This is a genomic window from Streptomyces sp. NPDC032745 (assembly GCF_055579465.1).
The window spans coordinates 23,463-46,659 of record NZ_JBVING010000011.1; the positions used below are offsets into that span (position 1 = coordinate 23,463).

The 23,197-nt window shown below is 72.4% G+C and carries 24 protein-coding genes and 2 pseudogenes; 21 read left to right on the forward strand and 5 right to left on the reverse strand.

Annotation, left to right across the window (positions count from 1 at the left end):
• Nucleotides 1-55 precede the first annotated feature (55 nt).
• The 4 genes from ACZ5WG_RS26465 (at nt 56) to ACZ5WG_RS26480 (ending at nt 3,990) form a co-directional block, all read left to right on the forward strand.
• Nucleotides 56-1,357, forward strand: a complete 1,302-nt coding sequence (locus tag ACZ5WG_RS26465) for an NYN domain-containing protein (RefSeq protein ID WP_468726386.1) — start codon at nt 56-58, stop codon at nt 1,355-1,357.
• Nucleotides 1,358-1,385: 28 nt separating this feature from the next.
• The gene (locus ACZ5WG_RS26470; protein ID WP_468726388.1) at nt 1,386-2,426 is read left to right on the forward strand and encodes an ABC transporter ATP-binding protein; all 1,041 of its coding nucleotides are present in this window, start codon (nt 1,386-1,388) and stop codon (nt 2,424-2,426) included.
• Nucleotides 2,423-3,220, forward strand: coding sequence for an ABC transporter permease (locus ACZ5WG_RS26475; protein WP_468726389.1), 798 nt, complete (start codon nt 2,423-2,425; stop codon nt 3,218-3,220). The genes ACZ5WG_RS26470 and ACZ5WG_RS26475 overlap by 4 nt, the downstream gene beginning before the upstream one ends.
• An 89-nt stretch (nt 3,221-3,309) precedes the next feature.
• Nucleotides 3,310-3,990, forward strand: a complete 681-nt coding sequence (locus ACZ5WG_RS26480) for a hypothetical protein (RefSeq protein WP_468726390.1) — start codon at nt 3,310-3,312, stop codon at nt 3,988-3,990.
• 193 nt (nt 3,991-4,183) lie between these two features.
• On the opposite strand, the gene ybaK is transcribed toward ACZ5WG_RS26480, so the two are convergent.
• The 3 genes from ybaK to ACZ5WG_RS26495 form a co-directional block, all read right to left on the reverse strand.
• Entirely contained in the window at nt 4,184-4,681 is a 498-nt protein-coding gene (gene ybaK, locus ACZ5WG_RS26485; RefSeq protein WP_468726391.1) for a Cys-tRNA(Pro) deacylase, read from the reverse strand.
• A 13-nt stretch (nt 4,682-4,694) separates the two neighbouring features.
• Nucleotides 4,695-5,435: an LON peptidase substrate-binding domain-containing protein gene (locus ACZ5WG_RS26490; RefSeq protein ID WP_468726392.1), complete on the reverse strand. Its 741-nt coding sequence runs from the start codon at nt 5,433-5,435 to the stop codon at nt 4,695-4,697.
• Nucleotides 5,436-5,496: 61 nt separating this feature from the next.
• Entirely contained in the window at nt 5,497-7,095 is a 1,599-nt protein-coding gene (locus ACZ5WG_RS26495) for an oxidoreductase (RefSeq protein WP_468726393.1), read from the reverse strand.
• 125 nt (nt 7,096-7,220) lie between these two features.
• Here ACZ5WG_RS26495 and hisD point away from each other — a divergent pair, with 125 nt between their 5' ends.
• The 3 genes from hisD to hisB are packed head-to-tail and all read left to right on the forward strand — an operon-like array spanning nt 7,221 to nt 10,254.
• Nucleotides 7,221-8,543: a histidinol dehydrogenase gene (gene hisD, locus ACZ5WG_RS26500; RefSeq protein WP_468726394.1), complete on the forward strand. Its 1,323-nt coding sequence runs from the start codon at nt 7,221-7,223 to the stop codon at nt 8,541-8,543.
• Nucleotides 8,540-9,664 (forward strand): histidinol-phosphate transaminase, encoded by a 1,125-nt coding sequence (locus ACZ5WG_RS26505; RefSeq protein WP_468726395.1) that lies wholly within the window; start codon nt 8,540-8,542, stop codon nt 9,662-9,664. The genes hisD and ACZ5WG_RS26505 overlap by 4 nt, the downstream gene beginning before the upstream one ends.
• Nucleotides 9,661-10,254, forward strand: a complete 594-nt coding sequence (hisB, locus tag ACZ5WG_RS26510) for an imidazoleglycerol-phosphate dehydratase HisB (RefSeq protein ID WP_030155936.1) — start codon at nt 9,661-9,663, stop codon at nt 10,252-10,254. Before ACZ5WG_RS26505 ends, hisB begins: the two co-directional genes overlap by 4 nt.
• Before the next feature lie 212 nt (nt 10,255-10,466).
• Here hisB and ACZ5WG_RS26515 read toward each other — a convergent pair.
• Nucleotides 10,467-11,636: pseudogene (locus tag ACZ5WG_RS26515) on the reverse strand (RNA-guided endonuclease InsQ/TnpB family protein); the annotation flags it as partial.
• A gap of 163 nt (nt 11,637-11,799) precedes the next feature.
• On the opposite strand from ACZ5WG_RS26515, the gene hisH reads away from it, so the two are divergent.
• The 4 genes from hisH to hisF are packed head-to-tail and all read left to right on the forward strand — an operon-like array spanning nt 11,800 to nt 14,361.
• Complete coding sequence (gene hisH / locus ACZ5WG_RS26520; protein ID WP_468726396.1) at nt 11,800-12,459, forward strand: imidazole glycerol phosphate synthase subunit HisH; 660 nt, start codon at nt 11,800-11,802, stop codon at nt 12,457-12,459.
• On the forward strand, nt 12,459-13,193 hold the full coding sequence (priA, locus tag ACZ5WG_RS26525) for a bifunctional 1-(5-phosphoribosyl)-5-((5-phosphoribosylamino)methylideneamino)imidazole-4-carboxamide isomerase/phosphoribosylanthranilate isomerase PriA (RefSeq protein WP_383508273.1): 735 nt from the start codon (nt 12,459-12,461) through the stop codon (nt 13,191-13,193). Before hisH ends, priA begins: the two co-directional genes overlap by 1 nt.
• Nucleotides 13,190-13,606, forward strand: coding sequence for a RidA family protein (locus ACZ5WG_RS26530; RefSeq protein ID WP_468726398.1), 417 nt, complete (start codon nt 13,190-13,192; stop codon nt 13,604-13,606). The genes priA and ACZ5WG_RS26530 overlap by 4 nt, the downstream gene beginning before the upstream one ends.
• Entirely contained in the window at nt 13,606-14,361 is a 756-nt protein-coding gene (gene hisF, locus ACZ5WG_RS26535; protein ID WP_468726399.1) for an imidazole glycerol phosphate synthase subunit HisF, read from the forward strand. The genes ACZ5WG_RS26530 and hisF overlap by 1 nt, the downstream gene beginning before the upstream one ends.
• A 60-nt stretch (nt 14,362-14,421) precedes the next feature.
• On the opposite strand, the gene ACZ5WG_RS26540 is transcribed toward hisF, so the two are convergent.
• The gene (locus tag ACZ5WG_RS26540; protein ID WP_468726400.1) at nt 14,422-15,054 is read right to left on the reverse strand and encodes a TIGR03085 family metal-binding protein; all 633 of its coding nucleotides are present in this window, start codon (nt 15,052-15,054) and stop codon (nt 14,422-14,424) included.
• An 84-nt stretch (nt 15,055-15,138) separates the two neighbouring features.
• Here ACZ5WG_RS26540 and hisI point away from each other — a divergent pair, with 84 nt between their 5' ends.
• The 10 genes and pseudogenes from hisI to ACZ5WG_RS26590 all read left to right on the forward strand — a co-directional run.
• Nucleotides 15,139-15,501 (forward strand): phosphoribosyl-AMP cyclohydrolase, encoded by a 363-nt coding sequence (gene hisI, locus ACZ5WG_RS26545; RefSeq protein WP_030155922.1) that lies wholly within the window; start codon nt 15,139-15,141, stop codon nt 15,499-15,501.
• Nucleotides 15,502-15,520: 19 nt separating this feature from the next.
• Entirely contained in the window at nt 15,521-17,011 is a 1,491-nt protein-coding gene (locus ACZ5WG_RS26550; protein ID WP_468726401.1) for an anthranilate synthase component I, read from the forward strand.
• 14 nt (nt 17,012-17,025) lie between these two features.
• Entirely contained in the window at nt 17,026-17,694 is a 669-nt protein-coding gene (locus ACZ5WG_RS26555; RefSeq protein ID WP_468726402.1) for a TIGR02234 family membrane protein, read from the forward strand.
• 98 nt (nt 17,695-17,792) lie between these two features.
• Nucleotides 17,793-18,044, forward strand: coding sequence for an HGxxPAAW family protein (locus ACZ5WG_RS26560; protein WP_266630167.1), 252 nt, complete (start codon nt 17,793-17,795; stop codon nt 18,042-18,044).
• Nucleotides 18,045-18,112: 68 nt separating this feature from the next.
• Complete coding sequence (locus ACZ5WG_RS26565; RefSeq protein WP_468726404.1) at nt 18,113-18,649, forward strand: DUF2752 domain-containing protein; 537 nt, start codon at nt 18,113-18,115, stop codon at nt 18,647-18,649.
• 182 nt (nt 18,650-18,831) lie between these two features.
• Entirely contained in the window at nt 18,832-19,641 is an 810-nt protein-coding gene (trpC, locus tag ACZ5WG_RS26570; RefSeq protein ID WP_030291988.1) for an indole-3-glycerol phosphate synthase TrpC, read from the forward strand.
• Between the two features lie 8 nt (nt 19,642-19,649).
• Entirely contained in the window at nt 19,650-19,859 is a 210-nt protein-coding gene (trpM, locus tag ACZ5WG_RS26575; RefSeq protein WP_468726406.1) for a tryptophan biosynthesis modulator TrpM, read from the forward strand.
• 222 nt (nt 19,860-20,081) lie between these two features.
• Entirely contained in the window at nt 20,082-21,347 is a 1,266-nt protein-coding gene (gene trpB / locus ACZ5WG_RS26580) for a tryptophan synthase subunit beta (protein WP_468726408.1), read from the forward strand.
• Nucleotides 21,344-22,174 (forward strand): tryptophan synthase subunit alpha, encoded by an 831-nt coding sequence (gene trpA, locus ACZ5WG_RS26585; RefSeq protein WP_468726409.1) that lies wholly within the window; start codon nt 21,344-21,346, stop codon nt 22,172-22,174. Before trpB ends, trpA begins: the two co-directional genes overlap by 4 nt.
• Before the next feature lie 110 nt (nt 22,175-22,284).
• A pseudogene (locus ACZ5WG_RS26590) lies at nt 22,285-23,076 on the forward strand (DsbA family protein); the annotation flags it as partial.
• Between the last annotated feature and the right edge of the window lie 121 nt (nt 23,077-23,197).

Here is a 23,197-nt window from a genome sequence, read left to right on the forward strand (position 1 = left end):
GACTCGGGGAACCCGCGACAAACACAGAGGATCCCCAGGGAAGAGGGTGGTACGCGTGGACCGCTGCGTCGTCCTGGTGGACGCCGGCTATCTGCTGGGCGCCGCCGCCAGTCTTCTCGCCGGAGAGCCCTCCCGCTCCCGCATCACCGTGGACCACGCCGCCCTCATCCAGGGCCTGCGCGAGCGGGCCGAGGCCGACACCGAACAGCCCCTGCTGCGCATCTACTGGTTCGACGGGGCACCCGACCGGGTGCCCCAGCCCGAGCACCGGCGGCTGCGCGTCATGCCGCGCGTCACCGTCCGCCTCGGCGCCCTGACCCGCAGCGACGGCCGCTGGGCGCAGAAGGGCGTGGACGCCGCCATGCACGCCGAGCTCACCGAGCTGGCCCGCAACCGCGCCTGCTCCGACGTCGTACTCGTCACGGGCGACGGGGACCTGCTGCCCGGCCTGATGTCCGCCAAGGAACACGGGGTCGCCGTCCACCTGTGGGCCGTCCAGGCCGCCGACGGCGACTACAACCAGTCCGAGGACCTCGTCGCCGAGGCCGACGAACGCCGCGTCCTGGACCGGGCCTGGATCACCCGGGCCGTCCGCGCCAAGGACCTCGCCGGACTGTGCGCACCGCCTCCCGCGCCGCGCCCCGAGATCGCCGCGATCCTCTCCGCCCCGCTGCCCGAGGCGGCCCTCGCCGAGGCCGCCCGCAGCGCCGGCGGCAACGGCGCCGGAGCCCCCGCCCCCGCCGCGCCCGAGGGCACCGGCGCCCCCGTGCCCGCGCCCGCCGCCGGGGGCAAGACCGTCCCCACGCCCAAGGACCTCGCCGGCTCGCTGCGCGCCCCCGGCCAGCAGCCCGGCCCCTCCGCCGCCCACGGCGCCACCGCCCCGCAGCCCCCGGCCGGCAGCGCCCTGCGCTGGTCCTCCGACAAGGGCTGGATCGACCGGGCCGGGCCGCTGGGCGAACCCGCCGAGACCGCCTCGCTGCCCACCCTCGCCCAGCTCACCAGCGCCGAGCAGCGCTGGGCCGACCGCGAGGAGGACATCACCACCGTCGGCGGCGACCCCTTCGAGGTCGGCCAGGTCTTCGCCCGGCGCTGGATGGAACGCCTCCCGGAGACCGTCCACCTGCAGAAACTCGCCACGATGTACCCGCGGATCCCGCACCGCATCGACGGGGAGCTGCTGCGCTACGCCGCCCGGTTCGGGCTGCTCGCCCACAAGGACGACCAGATCGACGAGCACGACCGCTACGCCATCCGCGCCGGGTTCTGGCGGGAGATCGACGTCCGCGCGGCCGCCGAGCACGTGGCCGTCACACCCTCCGCCGTGCCCGCGGGGCCGCCGACCCCGGCAGCGGAGTAGGGGCCGAAGCCGCGTAGGCTGCTCCCTCGTGAGTACGGGCACAGCATCAGCACGACCGAGCACGGCAGCGGCCGCGGACGCGGCCTCCGATGTGGTCTGCGTGGTGCGTGACCTGGTCAAGACGTATCCCGCGGTGCGGGGCCGGCGCGGGGCCCCCGCCCTGCCCGAGACCCGGGCCACCGACGGGGTCTGCCTGGACGTCCGGCGCGGCGAGATCTTCGGCCTGCTCGGCCCCAACGGCGCCGGCAAGTCCACCCTGGTCCGCCAGCTCACCGGCCTGCTGCGGCCCGACTCCGGCGCCGTGACCCTGCTCGGCCACGACCTCGTACGCCACCCCGAGCGGGCCGCCCGGCTGCTCGCCTACCTGGGGCAGGAGTCCACCGCCCTCGACGAGCTCACGGTGGCGCTGGCCGCCGAGACCACGGGACGGCTGCGCGGTCTCGACGTACGGGCGGCGCGGGCCGAGCGGGACGCCGTACTCGAGGAACTCGGGCTGACCCCGATCGCCGGGCGGCCCCTGAAGAAGCTCTCCGGCGGGCAGCGGCGCCTCGCCTGCTTCGCCGCCGCGCTGGTGGGGGAGCGGCCCGTACTGGTCCTCGACGAGCCCACCACCGGCATGGACCCCGTGGCCCGGCGAGCCGTGTGGGCGGCCGTGGACCGGCGCCGCGCACAGCACGGAGCCACCGTCCTGCTCGTCACGCACAACGTCATCGAGGCCGAGACCGTCCTGGACCGGGTCGCCGTCATCGACCAGGGCCGGGTCATTGCCTGCGACACCCCGGCCGGGCTGAAGGCCCGCGTCTCCGGCGAGGTCCGCCTGGAGCTGGTGTGGCGCACCGCGCCGCCGCTGGACGTACCGGAGGTCGCGGCGCTCGCGCCGGCGGCCGCCGAAGCCGGGCGCCGGTGGGTGCTGCGGCTGGAGCCCGACGAGGCGCGCGCCGCGGTGGCCGCGGTGACCGGCGGGCCGGCCTTCGCCGCCCTCGACGACTTCACGCTGGCGACCCCGAGCCTGGAGGACGTCTACCTCGCGCTGGGCGGGCGTACGACGAAGGGCCTGGTGAAGTCGTGAGCACCACTGCTGTCGGCACCACTGCCGGCACCACTGCCGTCGGGGTGCTCGCACCGCGTGCGCGGCTCTTCCCGGCGCTGGCCGCCGTGTACCGGGCGCAGCTGTCCCGGGCCCGCGTGTCCCGGATTCCGCTGCTGTTCGTCGCCACCTTCCAGTCCGTCGGGATCATGATCCTGATGCGGGGCGTGGTGGACGGGGGATCGGAGGCCCGGGCCGTGGTCGCGGGCTCGTCCGTGCTGGTCGTCGCCTTCGTCGCGCTGAACCTGCTCGCGCAGTACTTCGGGCAGCTGCGGGCCGGCGGCGGGCTGGACCACTACGCCACGCTGCCCGTGCCGCCCGCCTCGGTGGTGCTGGGCGCGGCCGCCGCGTACGCCTCCTTCACTCTGCCGGGCACGCTGGTGACGGCGGTGTTCGGATGCCTGCTGTTCGGGCTGCCGATGGGCGGGCTGTGGATCCTGGCCGCGGTGGTGCCGCTGGCCGGGGCCGCGCTGGCCGGGCTGGGCGCGGCGCTGGGGCTGCTGGCACCGCGGCAGGAGCTGGCCACGCTGGCCGGGCAGCTCGGCATGTCGGCGGCGCTGCTGCTGGGGGTGCTGCCGCCGGAGCGGATGCCGGACGTGATCGTCTGGGCGCGGGACCTGCTGCCGTCGACGTACGGGGTGGAGGCCTTCGCGCGGACGTTCGCACCGCATCCGGACTGGGCGGCGGTCGTGCTGGACCTCGGGGTGTGCGGGGCGGTGGGCGTCCTCTCGCTGGCCGCGGCGACGTGGGCGTACCGGCGGGCTGCGGTCCGCTGACGGCGCCGGCGCCGCTGAAGCCGCTGAGCCGAAGCCGCTGAGCCGAAGCCGCTGACACCGACGCGCCGGGCACCTGGCACGATGTGGGGGTGACCGAAGCCGTGACCACGCCGTCCCCGTTCGAACCGCCGCTGCCGCCCGGGAAGCCGGGCGGCTCCGCCGCGGGCATCACCCCGGGGGACATCCGCGACGGGGCCGCCGTGGCCCTGGTGACCGGGGTGGCCGGGGTGCTGCTCGGACTGCTGTGGGTGTGGCTGGCGCCGAGGGCGCAGTACGTGTCCAACGGCGAGGCCGTCTTCCTGCGCAGCAGCGAGAGCGAGTCCCGGATAGGGGCCGACGGGACGTTCTTCCTGCTGTCGCTGGGATTCGGCGTGCTGAGCGCGGTGCTCGTGTTCCTGTGGCGGCGCCGGGGCGGTGTCCCGCTGGTCGTGGGCCTGGCGATCGGGTCCGGCTTCGCCGCGCTGGTGGGGTGGCGGCTCGGGCTGTGGCTGGGGCCGTCGGCGGACGTGGCCGCGGCTGCGCTGAAGGCGGGCAAGGGGGTGCCGTTCGATGCGCCGCTGCAGTTGCTGGCGCGCGGGGTGCTGCTGGTCTGGCCGATGGTCGCCGTCGCCGTCCACCTCGGCCTGACGGCCCTGTGGTCCCCGTACGACCCGGACCCGTCCGACACCGCCGACCCGGCGTGGGCCGTCTACCCTCCGCCCCACGTCCACGGGGCGACCGCCCCGGCCCCGTCGGACCCGTCCGCGCCTGAGCCTCCGCGAGCCTCCTGACCGCCGGGCGGGGGCCGGGGCCGCTGCGCGGGCTCGCCCCTCCCCGCCCTTCTCCCTCCCCCCGGACTCCGTCAGGGGGACCCCCAACCCGGCTCTGCCCGGACCCGGTCCTCAAACGCCGGACCCGGTCCTCAAACGCCGGACGGGCTGAGATGGCCCCTGCGCGGCAACACCCGGCCCCGCGCAGCGGGGCCTACGGGCGGGCGATGGGGGCCAGGGTGGCTCCCGTCAGGGTCGTCAGGGTGGCGGGCGGGAGCTCGACCTCCAGGCCGCGGCGGCCCGCCGAGATGCAGATCGTGGCATGGGCCTGCGCCGACTCGTCCACCACCGTGCGGAGCCGCTTGCGCTGCCCCAGCGGGGAGATGCCGCCCAGCACGTACCCCGTCGTGCGTTCCGCCAGCGCCGGGTCGGCCATCGACGCACGCTTCCCGGCCACCGCGCTCGCCAGCGCCTTCAGGTCCAGGCTGCCCGACACCGGGACCACCGCCACCATCAGGACGCCGTCCACGTCCGCGACCAGAGTCTTGAAGACCCGGTCCGGGGACACCCCCATCGCCTGCGCCGCCTCCTCGCCGTACGAGGGGTGCGCCGGGTCGTGTTCGTACGCGTGCACCGTGAACTCGGCCTGCGCCGACGTGAGCGCCGCGATCGCCGGTGTGCCGGCCGGAGCCGGAGCCTTCTTCTTCGCCATCAGTCCTTCGCGATCAGTTCGGGCTCGTCGGCGCGCGCGTCAGGTCCACCGCCGGGAGCGACGGGAGGTGGCGGATGACCGCCGTCTCCGCGCGCAGCAGCTTCAGTTCCTCCGCGAGCCGCGTCGCCGTGTCCGGCGCCTGCAGCAGCCGCTGCTTCGCCGGGATGTCCAGTACGGCCGCAGCCGCCACCAGGTACGAGACCACCGACGGCTCGTCCGGCAGGTCCGCGGGCGAGGACAGGGACCGCTCCCGGGCTCCGGCCAGCCGCTTCTGGTAGTTCCGGAAGGCCCGCAGGACCCCCTCCGCCAGCGCGCCCGCGCCCTCGCCCCCGTCCTCCGGGAGCTCTTCCAGCTCCGCGACCAGGTACGGGCCCGAGGAGTCCACCGACAGCAGGCGGACCCGCGCCGTACCGGTCGCGAGGACCTCGAAGCTGCCGTCCTCCCGCTCCCGGATCGTCGCCGCGTCCGCGATGCAGCCCACCCGGTGGAAGGCCTGGATCGGGTCCGGGCCGAAGCCCGCCGTCGGGCCGCGCTCGGGCAGGGCCGTCTGGTCCGGCAGGCCGGGCGCGGTCGGCGCGACCTCCCGGCCGTCGCGGATCGCGACGACCGCGAAGCGGCGCGGTTCTTCGTCGCCCGTCTTCAGCAGCTCCCGCATCATGGCGCGATAACGCTCCTCGAAGACGTTCAGCGGGAGGACGAGTCCCGGGAACAGCACCGAGTTCAGCGGGAAGAGGGGCAGGCGAACGGTGGTCACGAGGCACAGGGTAGTGGCCCCGGGCCAGGGCCTGTCACCTCAGTTGTTCCCCGCCTTCCCGTCATCCCCGCCTCAGCAGACGCGAGGCTCCCGCCGCCACGGTCGTCGCAAGGATCCAGCCCAGCAGGACCAGGGCCGCCGAGCCCCACTGCCAGCCGCCCTCCACCTTCCACTGGCCCTCCTGGCCGAGATCGATGACCGGCAGCAGCAGGTCCAGCGCGTACAGCGCCGCCTCCCAGTTCGGGTGTTCGTCCGCCTTGATCGGCGGCGGCTCGTGCCGGGAGAAGAGCAGCGCGCCCGCCGCCCACAGCACCGCCATCCACAGCGCGGCCCGGCCCGGGCGGTACCCGTACGCCACCGTCCAGTCCTGGAGGTACCCCCAGGCCTTGAGCGCCGGCGGCAGCGTGGCCCGGCGCCGCCGCTGCTTGGCGAGCAGCACCTCGCGGGCGTCCGCGTCCTCGCCGCTGGCGCGCAGTACGGCGGCCAGCCGCTCGTACGGCTCCGGCGAGTACTCCGGAGTGGCCGCCTCCACCCACTCGACCCGGCGCGCCAGCGGGAAGTGACCGCGGGGCGCGAGGTTCTCGTACGCGAACCCCTCGATCGACACACCGCCCTGGCCGGGCCAGCTGGTGGAGGTGTCGACCAGCTTGACCACCTTCGCCCCCGACAGCACCACCCGCCCCCGCTCCGGCCGCTCGCCGACGAACCGCAGCTCCGGCGTCTGGATCCGGCGCAGCGAGACCTCCTGCTCGTCGGTCAGCGTGAACCGGGCGCCGTAGAAGTCGACCGCGTCGCCGAAACGGCCGTCGTCCAGGCGCAGCCCGCCCCGGCACTCGAAGCGCTGGGCCCGCTGCCCGCGCGTGGGCGTCTGGCCGAGCCCGTACGGGGGAGTGGAGGAGCCGGAGTCGCCGAGGACGTAGTCCAGGGCGATCGACGTCAGGTACAGGGTCCGCTCGACGGTCAGCTGCGGGGCGTTCAGCGCGCGCCGCCCGTACGGGTTGCGCAGCCGCGCCCCGCGCAGGTTCATCGACACGCCGACCTTCGCGCCGCGCAGACTCACCTCCCCGTACGTCTCCAGCAGCTCGCCCTGGAAGTCCTGTGCGACCGACATCCCGTCCGCGGCGATGGCCCGGCCCTTGTTGTCCCGCTGCACCACGGCCTGGCTGATCAGCAGGTCGGTGCCGATCTGCGCGTCGGTCAGCCGGATCCCGCGGGCCACCCGGCAGCGCGGCAGGTGCAGATCGCCCTCCGTGTGCAGCCGGGAGGCGTCCAGCCGGGGTATCGCGCAGTTGACCAGGCGCAGGGTGACGAACCGGGTCTCGGACAGCTGGATCTCGCTGTCGAAGCGGCAGGACTGGAGTTCGACGTAGGGCTGCACGGTGCCGCCGGACAGGTCCAGCCGCCCGGTGATCCGGACGCCGCGCAGTTTCAGCGAGGCCACCCGGCCCGGCACCGGCGGCGGCCCGTGGAGCAACAGCAGCGCCACCACCTGGGCGCGGACGCTGCGCCCGCTGCCCCAGACCCGGTCGCCGTGCGGATTGTCCTCGTCGGCGGCCCGGGCGCTGAGATCGCACACGCTGCCCGTCCGGTACGCCTGCCACATACGGCGTTCGGGATCGGTGAGATCCGCGGGCTCCTCGCCCGGCCGTGCCTCCGCCATGGCGGCCCCCCTCCGCTGTGCATACGTGTACGGGGAACGCTAGTGGGCGGCAGTGACATCCGGGGCGTGTATCAGCCAGTGATACAGGCGGACGGTGGCGGGAGGCGGTCTGAGAGAATTGGGAGGTGATCTCTCGTATCGACCTGCGCGGTGACGCCCTCCCCGAGGGCGGCGCCCTGCGCGATCTGCTGCCCCGTGCCGAGTTCGACGTAGAAGCTGCCCTGGAGAAGGTGCGGCCCATCTGCGAGGACGTCCATCATCGTGGCACGGCGGCGCTGATCGAGTACGCGCAGAAGTTCGACGGCGTTCAGCTCTCGCAGGTCAGGGTGGACGCCGAGGCGCTCAAGACCGCGCTCGACGAGCTAGACCCGGCCGTCCGCGCCGCCCTCGAGGAGTCCATCCGGCGCGCCCGGATCGTGCACCGTGAGCAGCGCCGCACCGAGCACACCACCCAGGTGGTCCCCGGCGGCACCGTGACCGAGAAGTGGGTTCCGGTCGAGCGCGTGGGCCTGTACGCGCCCGGCGGCCGCTCCGTGTACCCCTCGTCCGTCGTCATGAACGTCGTACCGGCGCAGGAGGCGGGCGTCCAGTCGATCGCGCTCGCGTCCCCGCCGCAGAAGGAGTTCGGCGGGCTGCCGCACCCGACGATCCTCGCCGCGTGCGCACTGCTCGGCGTGGACGAGGTATACGCGGCCGGCGGCGCGGTGGCCGTCGCGATGTTCGCGTACGGCACCGAGGACTGCCTCCCGGTCAACATGGTGACCGGCCCCGGCAACATCTGGGTCGCCGCCGCCAAGCGCTACTTCACCGGCCGGATCGGCATCGACACCGAGGCCGGCCCGACCGAGATCGCGGTCCTCGCGGACTCCACGGCCGACCCGGTGCACGTCGCCGCCGACCTGATCAGCCAGGCCGAGCACGACCCGCTGGCCGCCGCCGTGCTCGTCACGGACTCCGAGGAGCTCGCGGCCGCCGTCGAGCGGGAGCTGGAGCCGCAGGTCGCGGCCACCAAGCACGTCGAGGACCGGATCAAGCCGGCGCTCGCGGGCAAGCAGTCCGCGATCGTGCTGGTCGACAGCCTGGAGGACGGCCTCAAGGTCGTCGACGCGTACGGCGCCGAGCACCTGGAGATCCAGACCGCCGACGCCGCGGCCTGGGCCGCCCGCGTCCGCAACGCCGGTGCGATCTTCGTCGGCCCGTGGGCCCCCGTCTCGCTCGGCGACTACTGCGCCGGATCGAACCACGTGCTGCCCACCGGCGGCTGCGCCTGCCACTCCTCCGGCCTGTCCGTGCAGTCCTTCCTGCGCGGCATCCACATCGTCGACTACACGCGGGACGCCCTCGCCGAGGTCACCCACCACGTGGTGACGCTGGCCGAGGCCGAGGACCTGCCCGCGCACGGCGCAGCCCTCAAGGCCCGCTTCGGTTGGAAGGTGCCCACCCAGTGAGCTTCGGAATCGACGACCTCCCCATCCGGGACGAGCTGCGCGGCAAGACCCCGTACGGAGCCCCGCAGCTCGACGTGCCCGTCCAGCTGAACACCAACGAGAACCCGTACGAGCTGCCCGAACCGCTCGTACGGCGCATCGCCGAGCGCGTCGCCGACGCAGCCCGCACCCTCAACCGCTACCCCGACCGGGACGCGGTCGAGCTGCGGACCGAGCTGGCCGCCTACCTCACCCGTACGGGCAAGCACCCGGTTGCGCGGGAAAACGTATGGGCCGCCAACGGCTCCAACGAGGTCATCCAGCAGCTGCTCCAGACCTTCGGCGGGCCCGGCCGCACCGCGATCGGCTTCGAGCCCTCGTACTCGATGCACGCGCTGATCTCTCGCGGCACCGGTACCGGCTGGATCTCCGGCCCGCGCCGGGAGGACTTCACCATCGACGTGGCGGCGGCGGAACAGGCGATCGCCGAGAACGCCCCCGACGTCGTCTTCATCGCCTCGCCCAACAACCCGACGGGCACCGCGGTCGAGGCGGAGACCGTCCTCGCCCTCTACGAGGCCGCGCAGGCGGCGCGTGCCGATCGGGGTTCGGCCTCCCTGGTCATCGTGGACGAGGCCTACGTCGAGTTCAGCCACCGGGACTCCCTCCTCCCGCTGATCGAGGGCCGCCCGTGCCTGGTGGTCTCCCGGACCATGTCCAAGGCCTTCGGCGCCGCCGGTCTGCGCCTGGGCTACCTGGCCGCGCACCCGGCCGTGGTCGACGCCGTCCAGCTGGTACGCCTGCCGTACCACCTGTCGGCCGTCACCCAGGCCACCGCGCTGGCCGCCCTGGAACACACCGACACCCTGCTCGGCTACGTCGAGCAGCTCAAGGCCGAGCGGGACCGGCTGGTCGTCGAACTGCGGGCCATCGGCTACGAGGTCACCGAGTCCGACGCGAACTTCGTCCAGTTCGGGAAGTTCGAGGACTCGCACACCGCCTGGCAGAAGATCCTCGACCAGGGTGTCCTGGTCCGTGACAACGGCGTACCGGGCTGGCTGCGGGTCACCGCCGGCACCCCGGCCGAGAACGACGCGTTCCTGGAAGCGGTTCGCGCACTGAAGAAGGAGCAGCACGCATGAGCCGCATCGGACGGGTCGAACGGACCACGAAGGAGACCTCGGTCCTCGTCGAGATAAACCTCGACGGCACCGGCAAGGTCGACGTCTCGACGGGCGTGGGCTTCTACGACCACATGCTCGACCAGCTCGGCCGCCACGGCCTCTTCGACCTCACGGTCAAGACGGACGGCGACCTGCACATCGACAGCCACCACACCATCGAGGACACCGCCCTCGCGCTCGGCGCCGCCTTCAAGCAGGCCCTCGGCGACAAGGTCGGCATCTACCGCTTCGGCAACTGCACCGTGCCGCTCGACGAGTCCCTCGCCCAGGTGACCGTCGACCTGTCCGGCCGCCCGTACCTCGTGCACACCGAGCCCGAGAACATGGCGCCGATGATCGGCGAGTACGACACGACGATGACCCGGCACATCTTCGAGTCGTTCGTCGCGCAGGCCCAGATCGCCCTGCACATCCACGTCCCGTACGGCCGCAACGCCCACCACATCGTGGAATGCCAGTTCAAGGCCCTCGCGCGCGCCCTGCGCTACGCGGCCGAGTTCGACCCGCGCGCCGCCGGAATCCTGCCCTCCACGAAGGGCGCCCTCTAGCCGTGAACGGCCTCAACACCATCCTGATCGTCTTCGGCCTCTTCCTGGCCGGAGGCGTCTACTCCTTCCAGAAGCAGCAGATGCCCAAGTCGGTCATCATCCTGCTCGCCATCGGCTCCGCGATGTGCCTCGCCGCCGGAGTCCTGCGGATCCAGGGGATTTGGGATTGACTTCCTTCCCTCCGCAGCGGAGGGAGTTTCCACCCTTGCGGGTGGAGTTTCCTGCTTCACCACGGACCGCCCCGACCGAGAGGAGGACTCCCGTTGAGGTCTTACACCCGCTCCACAGGCAGCAACCGCCAGCCCGGCGGCCAGAAGATTCATCGCCGCGTTCCCGTCCCGGTCGTGGGTCGTCCCGCAGCTCTCGCACGTCCATTCACGGACGGTCAGGGGCATCTTGTCGGCGATGGTCCCGCAGACCGAGCACAGGTGTGTGCTGGGGAACCACCTGTCGACGGTGATCAGCTCGCGTCCGTGCCAGGCAGTCTTGTACTCCAGCATGCTGCGCAGCTCACGCCATGCCGCATCGGTGATGGCGCGGGCCAGCGCGTGGTTCTTCAGCATGTTGCGGACGGCGAGATCCTCGATCACGAGCGTTTGGTTTTCACGCACGAGTCGAGTCGTCAGCTGATGCAGATGGTCCCGGCGCCGGTCGGTGATCCGGGCGTGGATACGGGCCACTCGGGTGCGGGCCTTGGCCTGGTTCTTGCTGCCCTTCTCCTTCCGCGACAGCGCCCGCTGCGCGCGGGCCAGTCGTTCCCGGCTTCGGTGCTCGTGCCGCGGGTTGGTGACCTTCTCGCCCGTGGAAAGGGCGACCAGAGCCGTAAGACCGGCATCGATACCCACAGCGTTCGTCGTGGCCGGCATGGGAGCCGGGGTGTCCTCGCACAGGAGCGACACGAACCAGCGCCCGGCACGGTCACACGAGACCGTGACCGTGGACGGCTGCGCACCCGCGGGCAGGTTGCGGGACCACACGATGTCCAAGGGCTCTGCCATCTTCGCGAGCGTCAGTCGGCCGTCGGCGTAGCGGAAGGCACTGCGCGTGTACTCGGCCGACGCCCGGGACTTCCGCTTCGACTTGAAGCGGGGGCATCGCGATCGCTTCGCCCAGAAGCCGACGAACGCACTCTGCAGATGCCGGAGTGCCTGCTGCAACGGCACCGAGGACACCTCAGCCAGATACGCCAGCTCCTCGGTACGCTTCCACGCCGTGAGCATGGCCGACGTCTGTCCGTAGTCCACACGTTCCTGGCGGGTCCACGCGTCCGCGCGGGCGGCCAGGGCCAGGTTGTAGACCTTCCGTACACACCCGAACGTCCGCGACAGCTCGGCTGCCTGCGCATCGGTCGGGTGGAAGCGGTATTTGAACGCCCGCTTCACCGGAGGAGAGGTTGCCACGCCCCGGACGCTAGAGGCGGTCACGATCCGAACACAAGTACAGGTCACGGCATCACGCAGTGGCACCGCGCCTGGGCGCGGTCCCGAGCCGCAGATGCCTTCCCCACCCGGCTGAAACCGGGAGTTTTCACGCAAGGAGGTTGGGATGAGCGCCGCTAGTCCCGCCAGACCAACCAAGACGGTCGTGGTCTTCGACTACGGCTTCGGGAACGTCCGTTCCGCCGAGCGCGCCCTCGCGCGCGTCGGCGCGGACGTCGAGATCACCCGCGACTACGACAAGGCGATGGACGCCGACGGACTCCTCGTCCCCGGTGTCGGCGCCTTCTCCGCCTGCATGCAGGGCCTCAAGGACGCCCGCGGCGACTGGATCATCGGCCGCCGGCTCTCCGGCGGCCGCCCGGTCATGGGCATCTGCGTCGGCATGCAGATCCTCTTCGAACGCGGCATCGAGCACGGCGTGGAGACGGAGGGCCTCGACGAGTGGCCCGGCACCGTCGAGCCGCTGCGCGCCCCGATCGTGCCCCACATGGGCTGGAACACCGTGGACGCCCCGGCCGACAGCCAGGCCTTCAAGGGCCTGGACGACGACGCCCGCTTCTACTTCGTGCACTCGTACGCGGTGCGCGACTGGAGCCTGGAGGTCACCAACCCGGTGATCCGCGCCCCCAAGGTCACCTGGGCCACCCACGGCGAGCCGTTCGTCGCGGCGGTGGAGAACGGGGCCCTGTGGGCCACCCAGTTCCACCCCGAGAAGTCCGGCGACGCCGGAGCCCAGCTCCTCACCAACTGGATCGAGACCCTCTGATGCCCGTCAACAAGCTGGAACTCCTCCCCGCGGTCGACGTCCGCGACGGGCAGGCCGTCCGCCTCGTGCACGGGGTGTCCGGCAGCGAGACCTCCTACGGCTCCCCGCTCGATGCGGCCCTCGCCTGGCAGGCCTCCGGCGCCGAGTGGCTGCACCTCGTCGACCTGGACGCCGCCTTCGGCACCGGCGACAACCGCGCCCTGGTCGCCGAGATCACCGGCGCCATGGACATCAAGGTCGAGCTGTCCGGCGGCATCCGCGACGACGCCTCGCTCGCCGCGGCCCTCGCCACCGGCTGTACCCGCGTCAACCTCGGCACCGCCGCCCTGGAGACCCCCGAGTGGGCCGCCAAGGCCATCGCCGAGCACGGCGACAAGATCGCCATCGGCCTCGACGTACGCGGCACCACGCTCAAGGGCCGCGGCTGGACCAGCGAGGGCGGGGACCTCTACGAGACCCTCGCGCGCCTGGACTCCGAGGGCTGCGCCCGGTACGTCGTCACCGACATCGGCAAGGACGGCACGCTGACCGGCCCCAACCTGGAGCTGCTGAAGAACGTCTGCGCCGCCACCGACCGGCCGGTCGTGGCGTCCGGCGGGATCTCCTCGCTCGACGACCTGCGGGCGCTGTCCGAGCTGGTGCCGCTGGGCGTCGAGGGCGCGATCGTGGGCAAGGCCCTGTACGCCAAGGCGTTCACCCTGGAAGAGGCCCTCCGGGTGGTGTCCGGCTCATGAGCAGCGCTGGTGAGGTCCGCCGCATCTCGTCGGGCGGCCCGTGGGAGGAGGCCGTGGGCTACTCCCGCGCCGTGGAGCTGCCGAACGGGCTCGTGCTCGTCTCCGGCTGCACCTCCGTCGTCGACGGCAAGATCGTGGCCGGCGGCCCGTACGATCAGACCGTCAACTCCTTCCGCGTCGCGATCGACGCGCTGAAGCAGGCCGGCCTGGGTGCGGAGCACGTGGTCCGGACCCGGATGTACATCACCCACGCGCGGGATGTGGACGAGGTGGGCCGCGCCCACAAGGAGCTCTTCGACTCCGTCCGTCCCGCCGCCTCCATGATCATCGTCTCCGGCTTCATCGACCCCAGCCTGGTCGTCGAAGTCGAGGTCGAAGCCTTCCGGTCCGAAACCCTCCGAGGGGAGTCCTGATGTCGCTCGCCGTACGAGTGATCCCCTGCCTGGACGTGGACAACGGCCGCGTCGTCAAGGGTGTCAACTTCCAGAACCTGCGCGACGCGGGTGACCCGGTGGAGATGGCCAAGCTGTATGACGCCGAGGGCGCCGACGAGCTGACCTTCCTCGACATCACCGCGTCGTCCGGGAACCGCGAGACCACGTACGACGTGGTGCGGCGGACCGCCGAGCAGGTCTTCATCCCGCTGACCGTGGGCGGCGGCGTCCGCACCGCGGAGGACGTGGACAGGCTGCTGCGGGCCGGTGCGGACAAGGTGGGCGTGAACACCGCCGCCATCGCGCGGCCCGAGCTGATCCAGGAGATCGCGGAGCGCTTCGGACGGCAGGTCCTCGTGCTGTCCGTCGACGCCCGCCGCACGCCGACCGGATCCTTCGAGGTCACCACGCACGGCGGCCGCCGGGGCACCGGCATCGACGCCGTCGAGTGGGCGCACCGGGCAGCCGAACTGGGCGCCGGGGAGATCCTGCTGAACTCGATGGACGCGGACGGGACGAAGGACGGGTACGACACCGAGATGATCGCGGCCGTGCGCAAGCACGTCACGGTGCCGGTGATCGCCTCGGGCGGTGCCGGCAGGCTGGAGCACTTCGCCCCGGCGATCGACGCGGGCGCCGATGCGGTGCTCGCAGCCTCGGTGTTCCACTTCGGCGACCTGCGGATCTCCGAGGTCAAGGCCACCTTGAGGGAGGCGGGCCACCCGGTCCGCTGACGCCTTGGCCGGGCGGCGACGACGGTGCCCGGGGCGCTGCCCCGGGCACGCCGTGGAGAATCAGATGCCCAGCTTCGCCGTCGTCAGCTTGGCGACGGCTTCCTTCGGGCCGTCCAGTTCCACCGCGGCGGCGTCCTGGCGGCCGAAGCAGAAGAGGGTCAGCTCGCCCGGTTCGCCGGTGACGGTCACCACCGGGGTGCCCTTGTGGGCGACCGCCGTCTGGCCGTTCGGTCGGCGCAGCACCAGGCCCACCGGGGAGCGGCGGCCCGTGAGGCGGGCCAGCTTCTCCAGGCGGGACCACAGGGCGTCCGAGAACACCGGGTCCAGCTGGCGCGGCGACCAGTCCGGCTGGGCCCGGCGTACGTCCTCCGCGTGGACGTAGAACTCCACCGCGTTCGCCGCCTCGTCGATCTGCTTCAGCGCGTACAGGGACATCTTCGGCGGGCCGGTCCGGATCAGCTGGATCAGTTCCTCGTACGGCTTGGCCGTGTACTCGGCCATCGCCCTGTCCAGCCGGTCCTTCAGGACGTTCAGCAGCAGGCCGCCCGCCGCGTCCGGGCGACGCTCCCGGACCACCACGTGCGCCGCCAGCTCCCGGGCCCGCCAGCCGTCGCACAGCGTCGGCGCCTCCGGCCCGGCCGCCTCCAACAGGTCCGCCAGCAGCAGGCGTTCACGCTTCGCATGGGTAGACATGGGGGCCACCCTACGGCCGGAACCCGGCCCGTGCCCGCTCATCAGGCGGACGGTGATCCGTCACCGCCGCCCGGGCGCGGCACAATGTCCCCCATGAGTACGTCCTCCCTCGATCCCGCCATCGCCGCCCGGCTCAAGCGCTCCGCCGACGGCCTGGTTCCCGCCATCGCCCAGCAGTACGACACCGGTGAGGTGCTCATGCTCGGCTGGATGGACGACGAGGCCTTGCACCGCACCCTGACCACCGGCCGCTGCACGTACTGGTCCCGCAGCCGCCAGGAGTACTGGGTGAAGGGGGACACATCCGGCCACTTCCAGCACGTGAAGTCCGTCGCCCTCGACTGCGACGCCGACACCCTCCTCGTCAAGGTCGATCAGGTCGGCGCCGCCTGCCACACGGGCGCCCGTACGTGCTTCGACGCCGATGTCCTTCCGCTGGCCGAATAGGTAGGTAGGGTCCCAAGCCATGGATCTTGAGACGTTCCGCAAGCTCGCGGCGGACCGCCGCGTCATCCCCGTGAGCCGCAAGCTGCTGGCCGACGGCGACACCCCCGTCGGGCTCTACCGCAAGCTGGCCGCCGAACGCCCGGGCACCTTCCTCCTGGAGTCCGCCGAGAACGGCCGCTCCTGGTCGCGCTACTCCTTCGTCGGCGTACGCAGCGACGCCACGCTGACCGTCCGCGACGGCCGGGCGCACTGGATCGGCACCCCGCCCGTCGGCGTCCCCACCGACGGCGACCCGCTCGAGGCCCTGCGCGCCACCGTCCAGACCCTGCACACGCCCCGCGACCTCGCGGGCGGGATGCCGCCGTTCACCGGCGGCATGGTCGGCTACCTCGGGTACGACATCGTGCGCCGCCTGGAGCGCATCGGCGAGCACACCGCCGACGACCTGCAGCTGCCCGAGCTGACCATGCTGCTCACCTCCGACCTGGCGGTCATGGACCACTGGGACGGCACCGTCCAGCTCATCGCCAACGCCATCAACCACAACGACCTCGACACCGGCGTGGACGAGGCGTACGCGGACGCGGTGGCCCGGCTCGACGCGATGGAGGCCGACCTCGCGCGGCCCGCCCCGTACACCCCCACGCCGCTGCCCGCCTCCGAGCTCCCGGAGTTCTCGGCGCTGTGGGGCGGCGAGAAGTACCAGGACGCCGTTGAGGACATCAAGGAGCGGATCCGGGCCGGCGAGGCCTTCCAGGTCGTGCCCTCGCAGCGGTTCGAGACCCCCTGCAAGGCCTCCGCGCTGGACGTCTACCGGGTGCTGCGGGCCACCAACCCGTCCCCGTACATGTACCTGTTCCGCTTCGAGAACGGCTTCGACGTCGTAGGGTCCAGCCCCGAGGCCCTGGTCAAGGTCGAGGACGGGCGGGCCATGGTCCACCCGATCGCCGGCACCCGCCACCGCGGGGCCACCCCGCAGGAGGACCACGAGCTCGCCGATGAGCTGCTGGCCGACCCCAAGGAGCGCGCGGAGCACCTGATGCTCGTCGACCTGGGCCGCAACGACCTGGGCCGGGTCTGCGAGCCGGGATCGGTCGAGGTCGTCGACTTCATGTCGATCGAGCGGTACTCGCACGTCATGCACATCGTCTCCACCGTCACCGGCCGCGTCGCCGAGGGCAGGACCGCCTTCGACGTGCTCACCGCCTGCTTCCCGGCCGGCACTCTCTCGGGCGCGCCCAAGCCGCGCGCCATGCAGATCATCGAGGAGCTCGAACCCTCCCGCCGAGGCCTGTACGGCGGCTGCGTCGGCTACCTCGACTTCGCCGGGGACTCCGACACGGCCATCGCCATCCGCACCGCGCTGCTGCGCGACGGCACGGCGTATGTCCAGGCCGGTGCGGGAGTCGTCGCGGACTCGGTGCCGGAGCTGGAGGACAAGGAGTGCCGCAACAAGGCGGCCGCCGTCCTGCGCGCGGTGGGAGCGGCGAACCGGCTGAACGGCTCGTGACGGCGTAGGGGATAGTGGGGTACGTGAGTGCCGTACCCCCACCCCGAAACGACACCGACGCCCCCTCCGCCGCCGCGGACACCGCGGGCGGCGGCGACGGTCGCGGCGGCCGCCGCAGCGTGGCCGTCGCCCTGCTGCTCGGCGCGCTCGGTGCCACCGTCGTCCTGCTCGCCTCCGGACGCGTCTGGGCCCGGGGCACCGCCGCCGTGGGGGGCGGCTCGCTGCCGCTGACCGCGGACGGGCGGGCCGTGACCGGGCTCCCGGCGGCCCTGGCCATCGTGGGCCTCGCGGCCCTCGTGGCCGTGTTCGCCGTACGCGGCAGGAGCCGGCTGCTGGTCTCCGGGCTGCTCGCGCTGAGCGGCCTGGGCGCGGCGGTCTCCGCGGTGCTGGCCGCCGACGACCGGCAGGCGCTGGACGCGCAGGCCGCCCGTACCGCCGCGGACACCGCGGCGCAGGTGGGGGCGCTGACGCACACGGCCTGGCCGTACATCACGGCCGCCGGTGCGGCCCTGATCCTGGTCGCCGGACTGCTGGCCCTGCGCTTCGGCCGCAGCTGGCCGGCGATGGGCGGCCGCTACGAGCGGGACGGCAGCCCCCGGACCCGCAGGGCGGCCTCGGTGGACCCCGACCGGCCCGAGGACCTGTGGAAGGCCCTGGACCGCGGCGAGGACCCGACCCGCTGACCGTGCACCGCGCCCGGTGCGGGACAATGGGCACCGAGCATTCGACACAGACCGCGATTTCTGAACAGCACAGCGACAGAGCAAACGAGGAGCAACTCATGGCGGGCACTAACCACGGACACACCCCGGCCGCCTGGACCGGTGTCACCATCGCCTTCATCGGTTTCTGCATCTCCGGCGCGTTCATGGTGATCGCGAACCCGCTCGGGTTCTGGGCCGGTCTCGTCGTCGTCGCGCTCGGCGGTGTCGTGGGCCTGGCGATGAAGGCCGCGGGCATGGGCGCGCCGAAGGCCGCCCACGAGGACCTGGCCGTGGTCATCGCCGCCAACAAGGCCGCCGCCAAGGTCTGAGCACCGCAGAGGTCCGGGTACCGGTACACCTTCGAAAGGCGCGGCCCCGTCGGGCTGCGCCTTTTGTCATGAGCGGAGAGAATCAGCGGGTGGACGACGCCTCACGCAGCCCCTTCGCGGTGCCTGGGCCCGCGCCCGCGCCGCCCGTGCCCGGGCCCGGCCACGGGCCGGTGCACGTGCCGCCCGCACCGCCCGCGCCTCCGCAGAGCCGCGCGCGGCGGCTGGCCGTGCCGCTGCTCACGCTGGCCTCGGCGGCGCTGGCCTTTGCGTACGTGGGGGCCGTGGATCCCAATGAACCCGGCCACTATCCGGTCTGCCCGCTCTTTCGGCTGACCGGAATTCTGTGCCCCGGATGCGGCGGGCTGCGCAGTGCGCACGCGTTCGCCCACGGCGATCTGGTCACGGCTTTCGGGGCAAATGCCCTGGCCGTCATCGGCTACTTCGCTTTCGCCGGATTCATGATCCTGTGGCTGGTTCGCGCCTACCGCGGCGGCCCGGCCCCGCGCTTCGCCCTGCGGCGGCCGTACTGGTGGGTCATCGGGGTGCTGGCGCTGGTTTTCGTGGTGGTCCGAAACCTGCCGTTCGGATCCGCCCTGGCCCCCTGAGGCCTTATCCGGCCTGCCCGGAACCTATATGAATCCCGGATTCCGAATGTCCAGTGATTGGGACGCCGTCAACCGCGTGCGGAGCGCAAGGCTTCCTGCGGATACCATTTGATTGCTGACCTTGCAGTTGTACGTGTCTGCAAGGCGGCCGACCGTCATCGACCCGGAAGGGGGCCGCTCGCGTGAGTGTGCTCGACGAGATCATCGAAGGGGTCCGCGAAGACCTTGCCGAACGGCAGGCCCGCGTGAGCCTCGACGAGCTCAAGGAGCGTGCCGCCAAGGCGCCCCAGGCCAAGGACGGCGTCGCGGCCCTGCGTGGCGACGGCGTCAAGGTGATCTGCGAGGTCAAGCGCTCCAGCCCCTCCAAGGGCGCGCTGGCCGCCATCGCGGATCCCGCCGGACTCGCCGCCGATTACGAGGCGGGCGGTGCGGCGGTCATCTCCGTCCTCACCGAGCAGCGCCGTTTCGGCGGCTCGCTGGCCGACCTGGAGGCCGTCCGCGCCCGCGTGGACATCCCGATCCTGCGCAAGGACTTCATCGTCACGGCGTACCAGCTGTGGGAGGCCCGCGCCTACGGCGCCGACCTCGCGCTGCTGATCGTCGCGGCCCTGGAGCAGGAGGCCCTCGTCTCCCTCATCGAGCGGGCCGAGTCCATCGGGCTCACCCCGCTCGTCGAGGTCCACGACGAGGACGAGGTCGAGCGCGCGGTTGCAGCCGGCGCCAAGATCATCGGCGTCAATGCCCGCAACCTCAAGGACCTCAAGGTCGACCGCTCCACGTTCGAGCGCGTCGTCGGCGAGATCCCGGCCCACATCGTCAAGGTTGCCGAGTCCGGCATCCGCGGGCCGCACGACCTGATCGCCTACGCCAACGAGGGCGCCGACGCCGTCCTCGTCGGGGAGTCCCTGGTCACCGGACGCGACCCGAAGTCGGCCGTGGCCGACCTCGTCGCCGCCGGCGCCCACCCCGCCCTGCGCCACGGACGGAGCTGACCCGTCCCATGGCCTGTGACCGCCCCTCCGTCCGCACCCGACCGGGCCACGCCCCGGCCGGCGTGCCGACGGCGCACGCGCCGCTGGCGCGCGGCTGCCGCCCCCGCGGCTGCCGTGCCCCGGCCCGGCGGGTGCACGGGCGGCGGGTCAGGTACGTGATCGGCTCCGAGCCCGGTCAGGTCAACGGCATGCGATGGCGCTCCACAGGCGCGCTGTAACGAGGGCCGTCCCGGTCCGGTACGCCTGAGGTCGTCACCCGACGCCGCCCGGCGTACCGCCCCGCGCGGTGCTCGCTTACGGCCTGTCGCCCCGAGCCGCCGGCTCAGGGCGCGGGCCGCTGCGTCCGTACGCATCCCCACCCCCGCAGCGGGGTGCGCGTGCGGCGGGCCTGCAGCGCAATACGGTGCAACCATCCCATCGCACCCGTAGGAGTACTGGGCATGTCCAGCAGCTCGTTCTTCATTCCGGACCCGGAGGGTCACGTCCCCAACGCCGAGGGCTACTTCGGCGACTTCGGCGGCAAGTTCATCCCGGAGGCGCTCGTCGCCGCCGTGGACGAGGTCGCCGTCGAGTACGAGAAGGCCAAGGACGACCCGGCCTTCGCGGCCGAGCTCAACGACCTGATGGTCAACTACACCGGCCGGCCCAGCGCCCTCACCGAGGTGCCGCGGTTCGCCGAGCACGCCGGCGGCGCCCGGATCTTCCTCAAGCGCGAGGACCTCAACCACACCGGCTCGCACAAGATCAACAACGTGCTGGGCCAGGCGCTGCTCACCAAGCGCATGGGCAAGACCCGCGTCATCGCAGAGACCGGAGCCGGCCAGCACGGCGTGGCCACCGCCACCGCCTGCGCGCTCTTCGGCCTCGAGTGCACCGTCTACATGGGCGAGATCGACACCCAGCGCCAGGCCCTGAACGTGGCCCGGATGCGGATGCTGGGCGCCGAGGTCATCGCGGTGAAGTCCGGCTCCCGGACCCTCAAGGACGCCATCAACGAGGCGTTCCGCGACTGGGTCGCCAATGTGGACCGCACCCACTACCTCTTCGGCACGGTCGCAGGCCCCCACCCCTTCCCGGCCATGGTCCGCGACTTCCACCGGGTCATCGGCGTCGAGGCCCGCCGCCAGATCCTGGAGCGCGCCGGCCGGCTGCCCGACGCCGTCGCGGCCTGCGTCGGCGGCGGCTCCAACGCCATCGGCCTCTTCCACGCCTTCATCCCGGACGCCGGCGTCCGCCTGGTCGGCTTCGAGCCCGCCGGGCACGGCGTCGAGACCGGAGAGCACGCGGCCACGCTGACCGCCGGCGAGCCGGGCATCCTGCACGGTTCCCGCAGTTACGTCCTCCAGGACGAGGAGGGCCAGATCACCGAGCCGTACTCGATCTCGGCCGGTCTGGACTACCCGGGCATCGGCCCGGAGCACTCCTTCCTCAAGGACTCGGGGCGCGGCGAGTACCGCGCAGTCACCGACGACGCCGCGATGCAGGCCCTGCGCCTGCTCTCCCGCACCGAGGGCATCATCCCGGCGATCGAGTCGGCACACGCCCTCGCGGGCGCCCTCGACCTGGGCAAGGAGCTGGGCAAGGACGGGCTGATCGTGGTCAACCTGTCCGGCCGCGGCGACAAGGACATGGACACGGCGGCCCGCTACTTCGGGCTGTACGACGGCACGGAGAACACCGGGAACACCGAGGGGGAGAACAAGTGAGCAGGGCCAGCGAGAAGACCGGGCGCATCCAGCTGCTGAGCGACACCCTCGCCAAGGCCAGGTCCGAGGACCGCGCGGCCCTCGTCGCCTACCTCCCCGCCGGCTTCCCGACCGTCGACGGCGGCATCGAGGCCGTCAAGGCAGTCATCGCGGGCGGCGCGGACGTGGTCGAGGTCGGCCTCCCGCACAGCGACCCGGTCCTGGACGGCGCGATCATCCAGACCGCCGACGACATCGCCCTGCGCGGCGGCGTCAAGATCGCCGACGTGCTGCGCACCGTGCGCGAGGCCCACGCGGCGACCGGGGCCCCGGTGCTGGTGATGACGTACTGGAACCCGATCGACCGCTACGGCGTCGAGCGGTTCGCCACCGAGCTGGCCGCGGCGGGCGGCGCGGGCTGCATCCTGCCCGACCTGCCGGTCCAGGAGTCCGCGCTGTGGCGTGAGCACGCCGACAAGCACGGTCTGGCGACCGTCTTCGTCGTCGCTCCGAGCAGCAAGGACGAGCGCCTGGCGACCATCACGGCCGCCGGTTCCGGCTTCGTCTACGCCGCCTCGCTGATGGGCGTCACCGGCACCCGCGAGTCGGTCGGCCACGAGGCCCAGGAGCTGGTCCGCCGTACCCGCGCCACTACCGAGCTCCCCGTCTGCGTCGGCCTCGGCGTCTCCAACGCCGTGCAGGCCAAGGAGGTCGCGGGCTTCGCCGACGGGGTGATCGTCGGCTCGGCGTTCGTGAAGCTGCTGCTGGATGCGCCGGACCTGCCGGCCGGGCTGGCCGCCGTACGGGCGCTGGCGGGCGAGCTCGCCGAGGGCGTACGCAGGAGCTGACCCAAGCGTTCGATTCACGGCGCGAACCCTTGATCGGGTTCTGTAGCCCGATCGGGTGGAAGTAGGGGCGGGGAGGCACGCGAGTGCCTCCCCGCTTCGTTTGGCCGAACGTGAGCGAGAAGAACGACGGTGCGAACCGCGAAGCGAAACGATCGGCCCGCGAGCGGCTCCAGCTGGAGCGTGAGCGCGAGAAGAAGAGGGAAAAGCGGCGGCGGACCATCATCGTGGCGTCGGCCGTGGTGGGCGTCCTCGGCCTGGCGGCCGTCGTCGGCCTGATCGCGGCCAACACCGGCAACGGGGACAAGTCCGCCGACGGAGGCCCGGTGACCGCCCCCTCCGGGGCGACGGGCAAGGACGCGCTCGCCATCCAGACGGGCAAGCCCGAGGCCAAGTCCACGCTGACGGTGTGGGAGGACTTCCGCTGCCCGGCGTGCAAGTCCTTCGAGACCAACTACCGGGACACGATCCACGAGCTGGAGGCCAAGGGGCTGCTCAAGGTCGACTACCACATCGTCACCCTGATCGACGGGAACATGGGCGGCAGCGGCTCGCTGAAGGGCGCGAACGCGGCCGCCTGCGCGCAGGACGCCGGGAAGTTCGCGGCGTACCACGACGTCCTGTTCGCGAACCAGCCGCAGGAGGTCGACGACGCCTACGGGAAGAACGCCAAGCTGCTGGAGCTGGCCGCCAAGGTGGACGGGCTGGACACCCCGGAGTTCCGCAAGTGCGTCGAGGACGGGACGCACAACAGCTGGGTGAACAAGTCCTTCGAGGCCTTCCGCGCCGGGAAGTTCAAGGGCACCCCGACCGTGCTGCTGAACGGCAAGGACATCTTCGCCGACCAGGCCAACCCGCTCACCCCGCAGAAGCTCAAGGAGCAGGTGGAGGGCACCGCGAAGGGCACCGGGGGCGCGAGCTCCTCGCCGTCCGCCTCGCCCAGCCCCTCCGGGAAGGGCGCGAAGGGCTCGGCGTCCGCGTCGCCGTCGGCCTCTTCGGCGGGCTCTTCGTCGGGCTCGGTGAAGT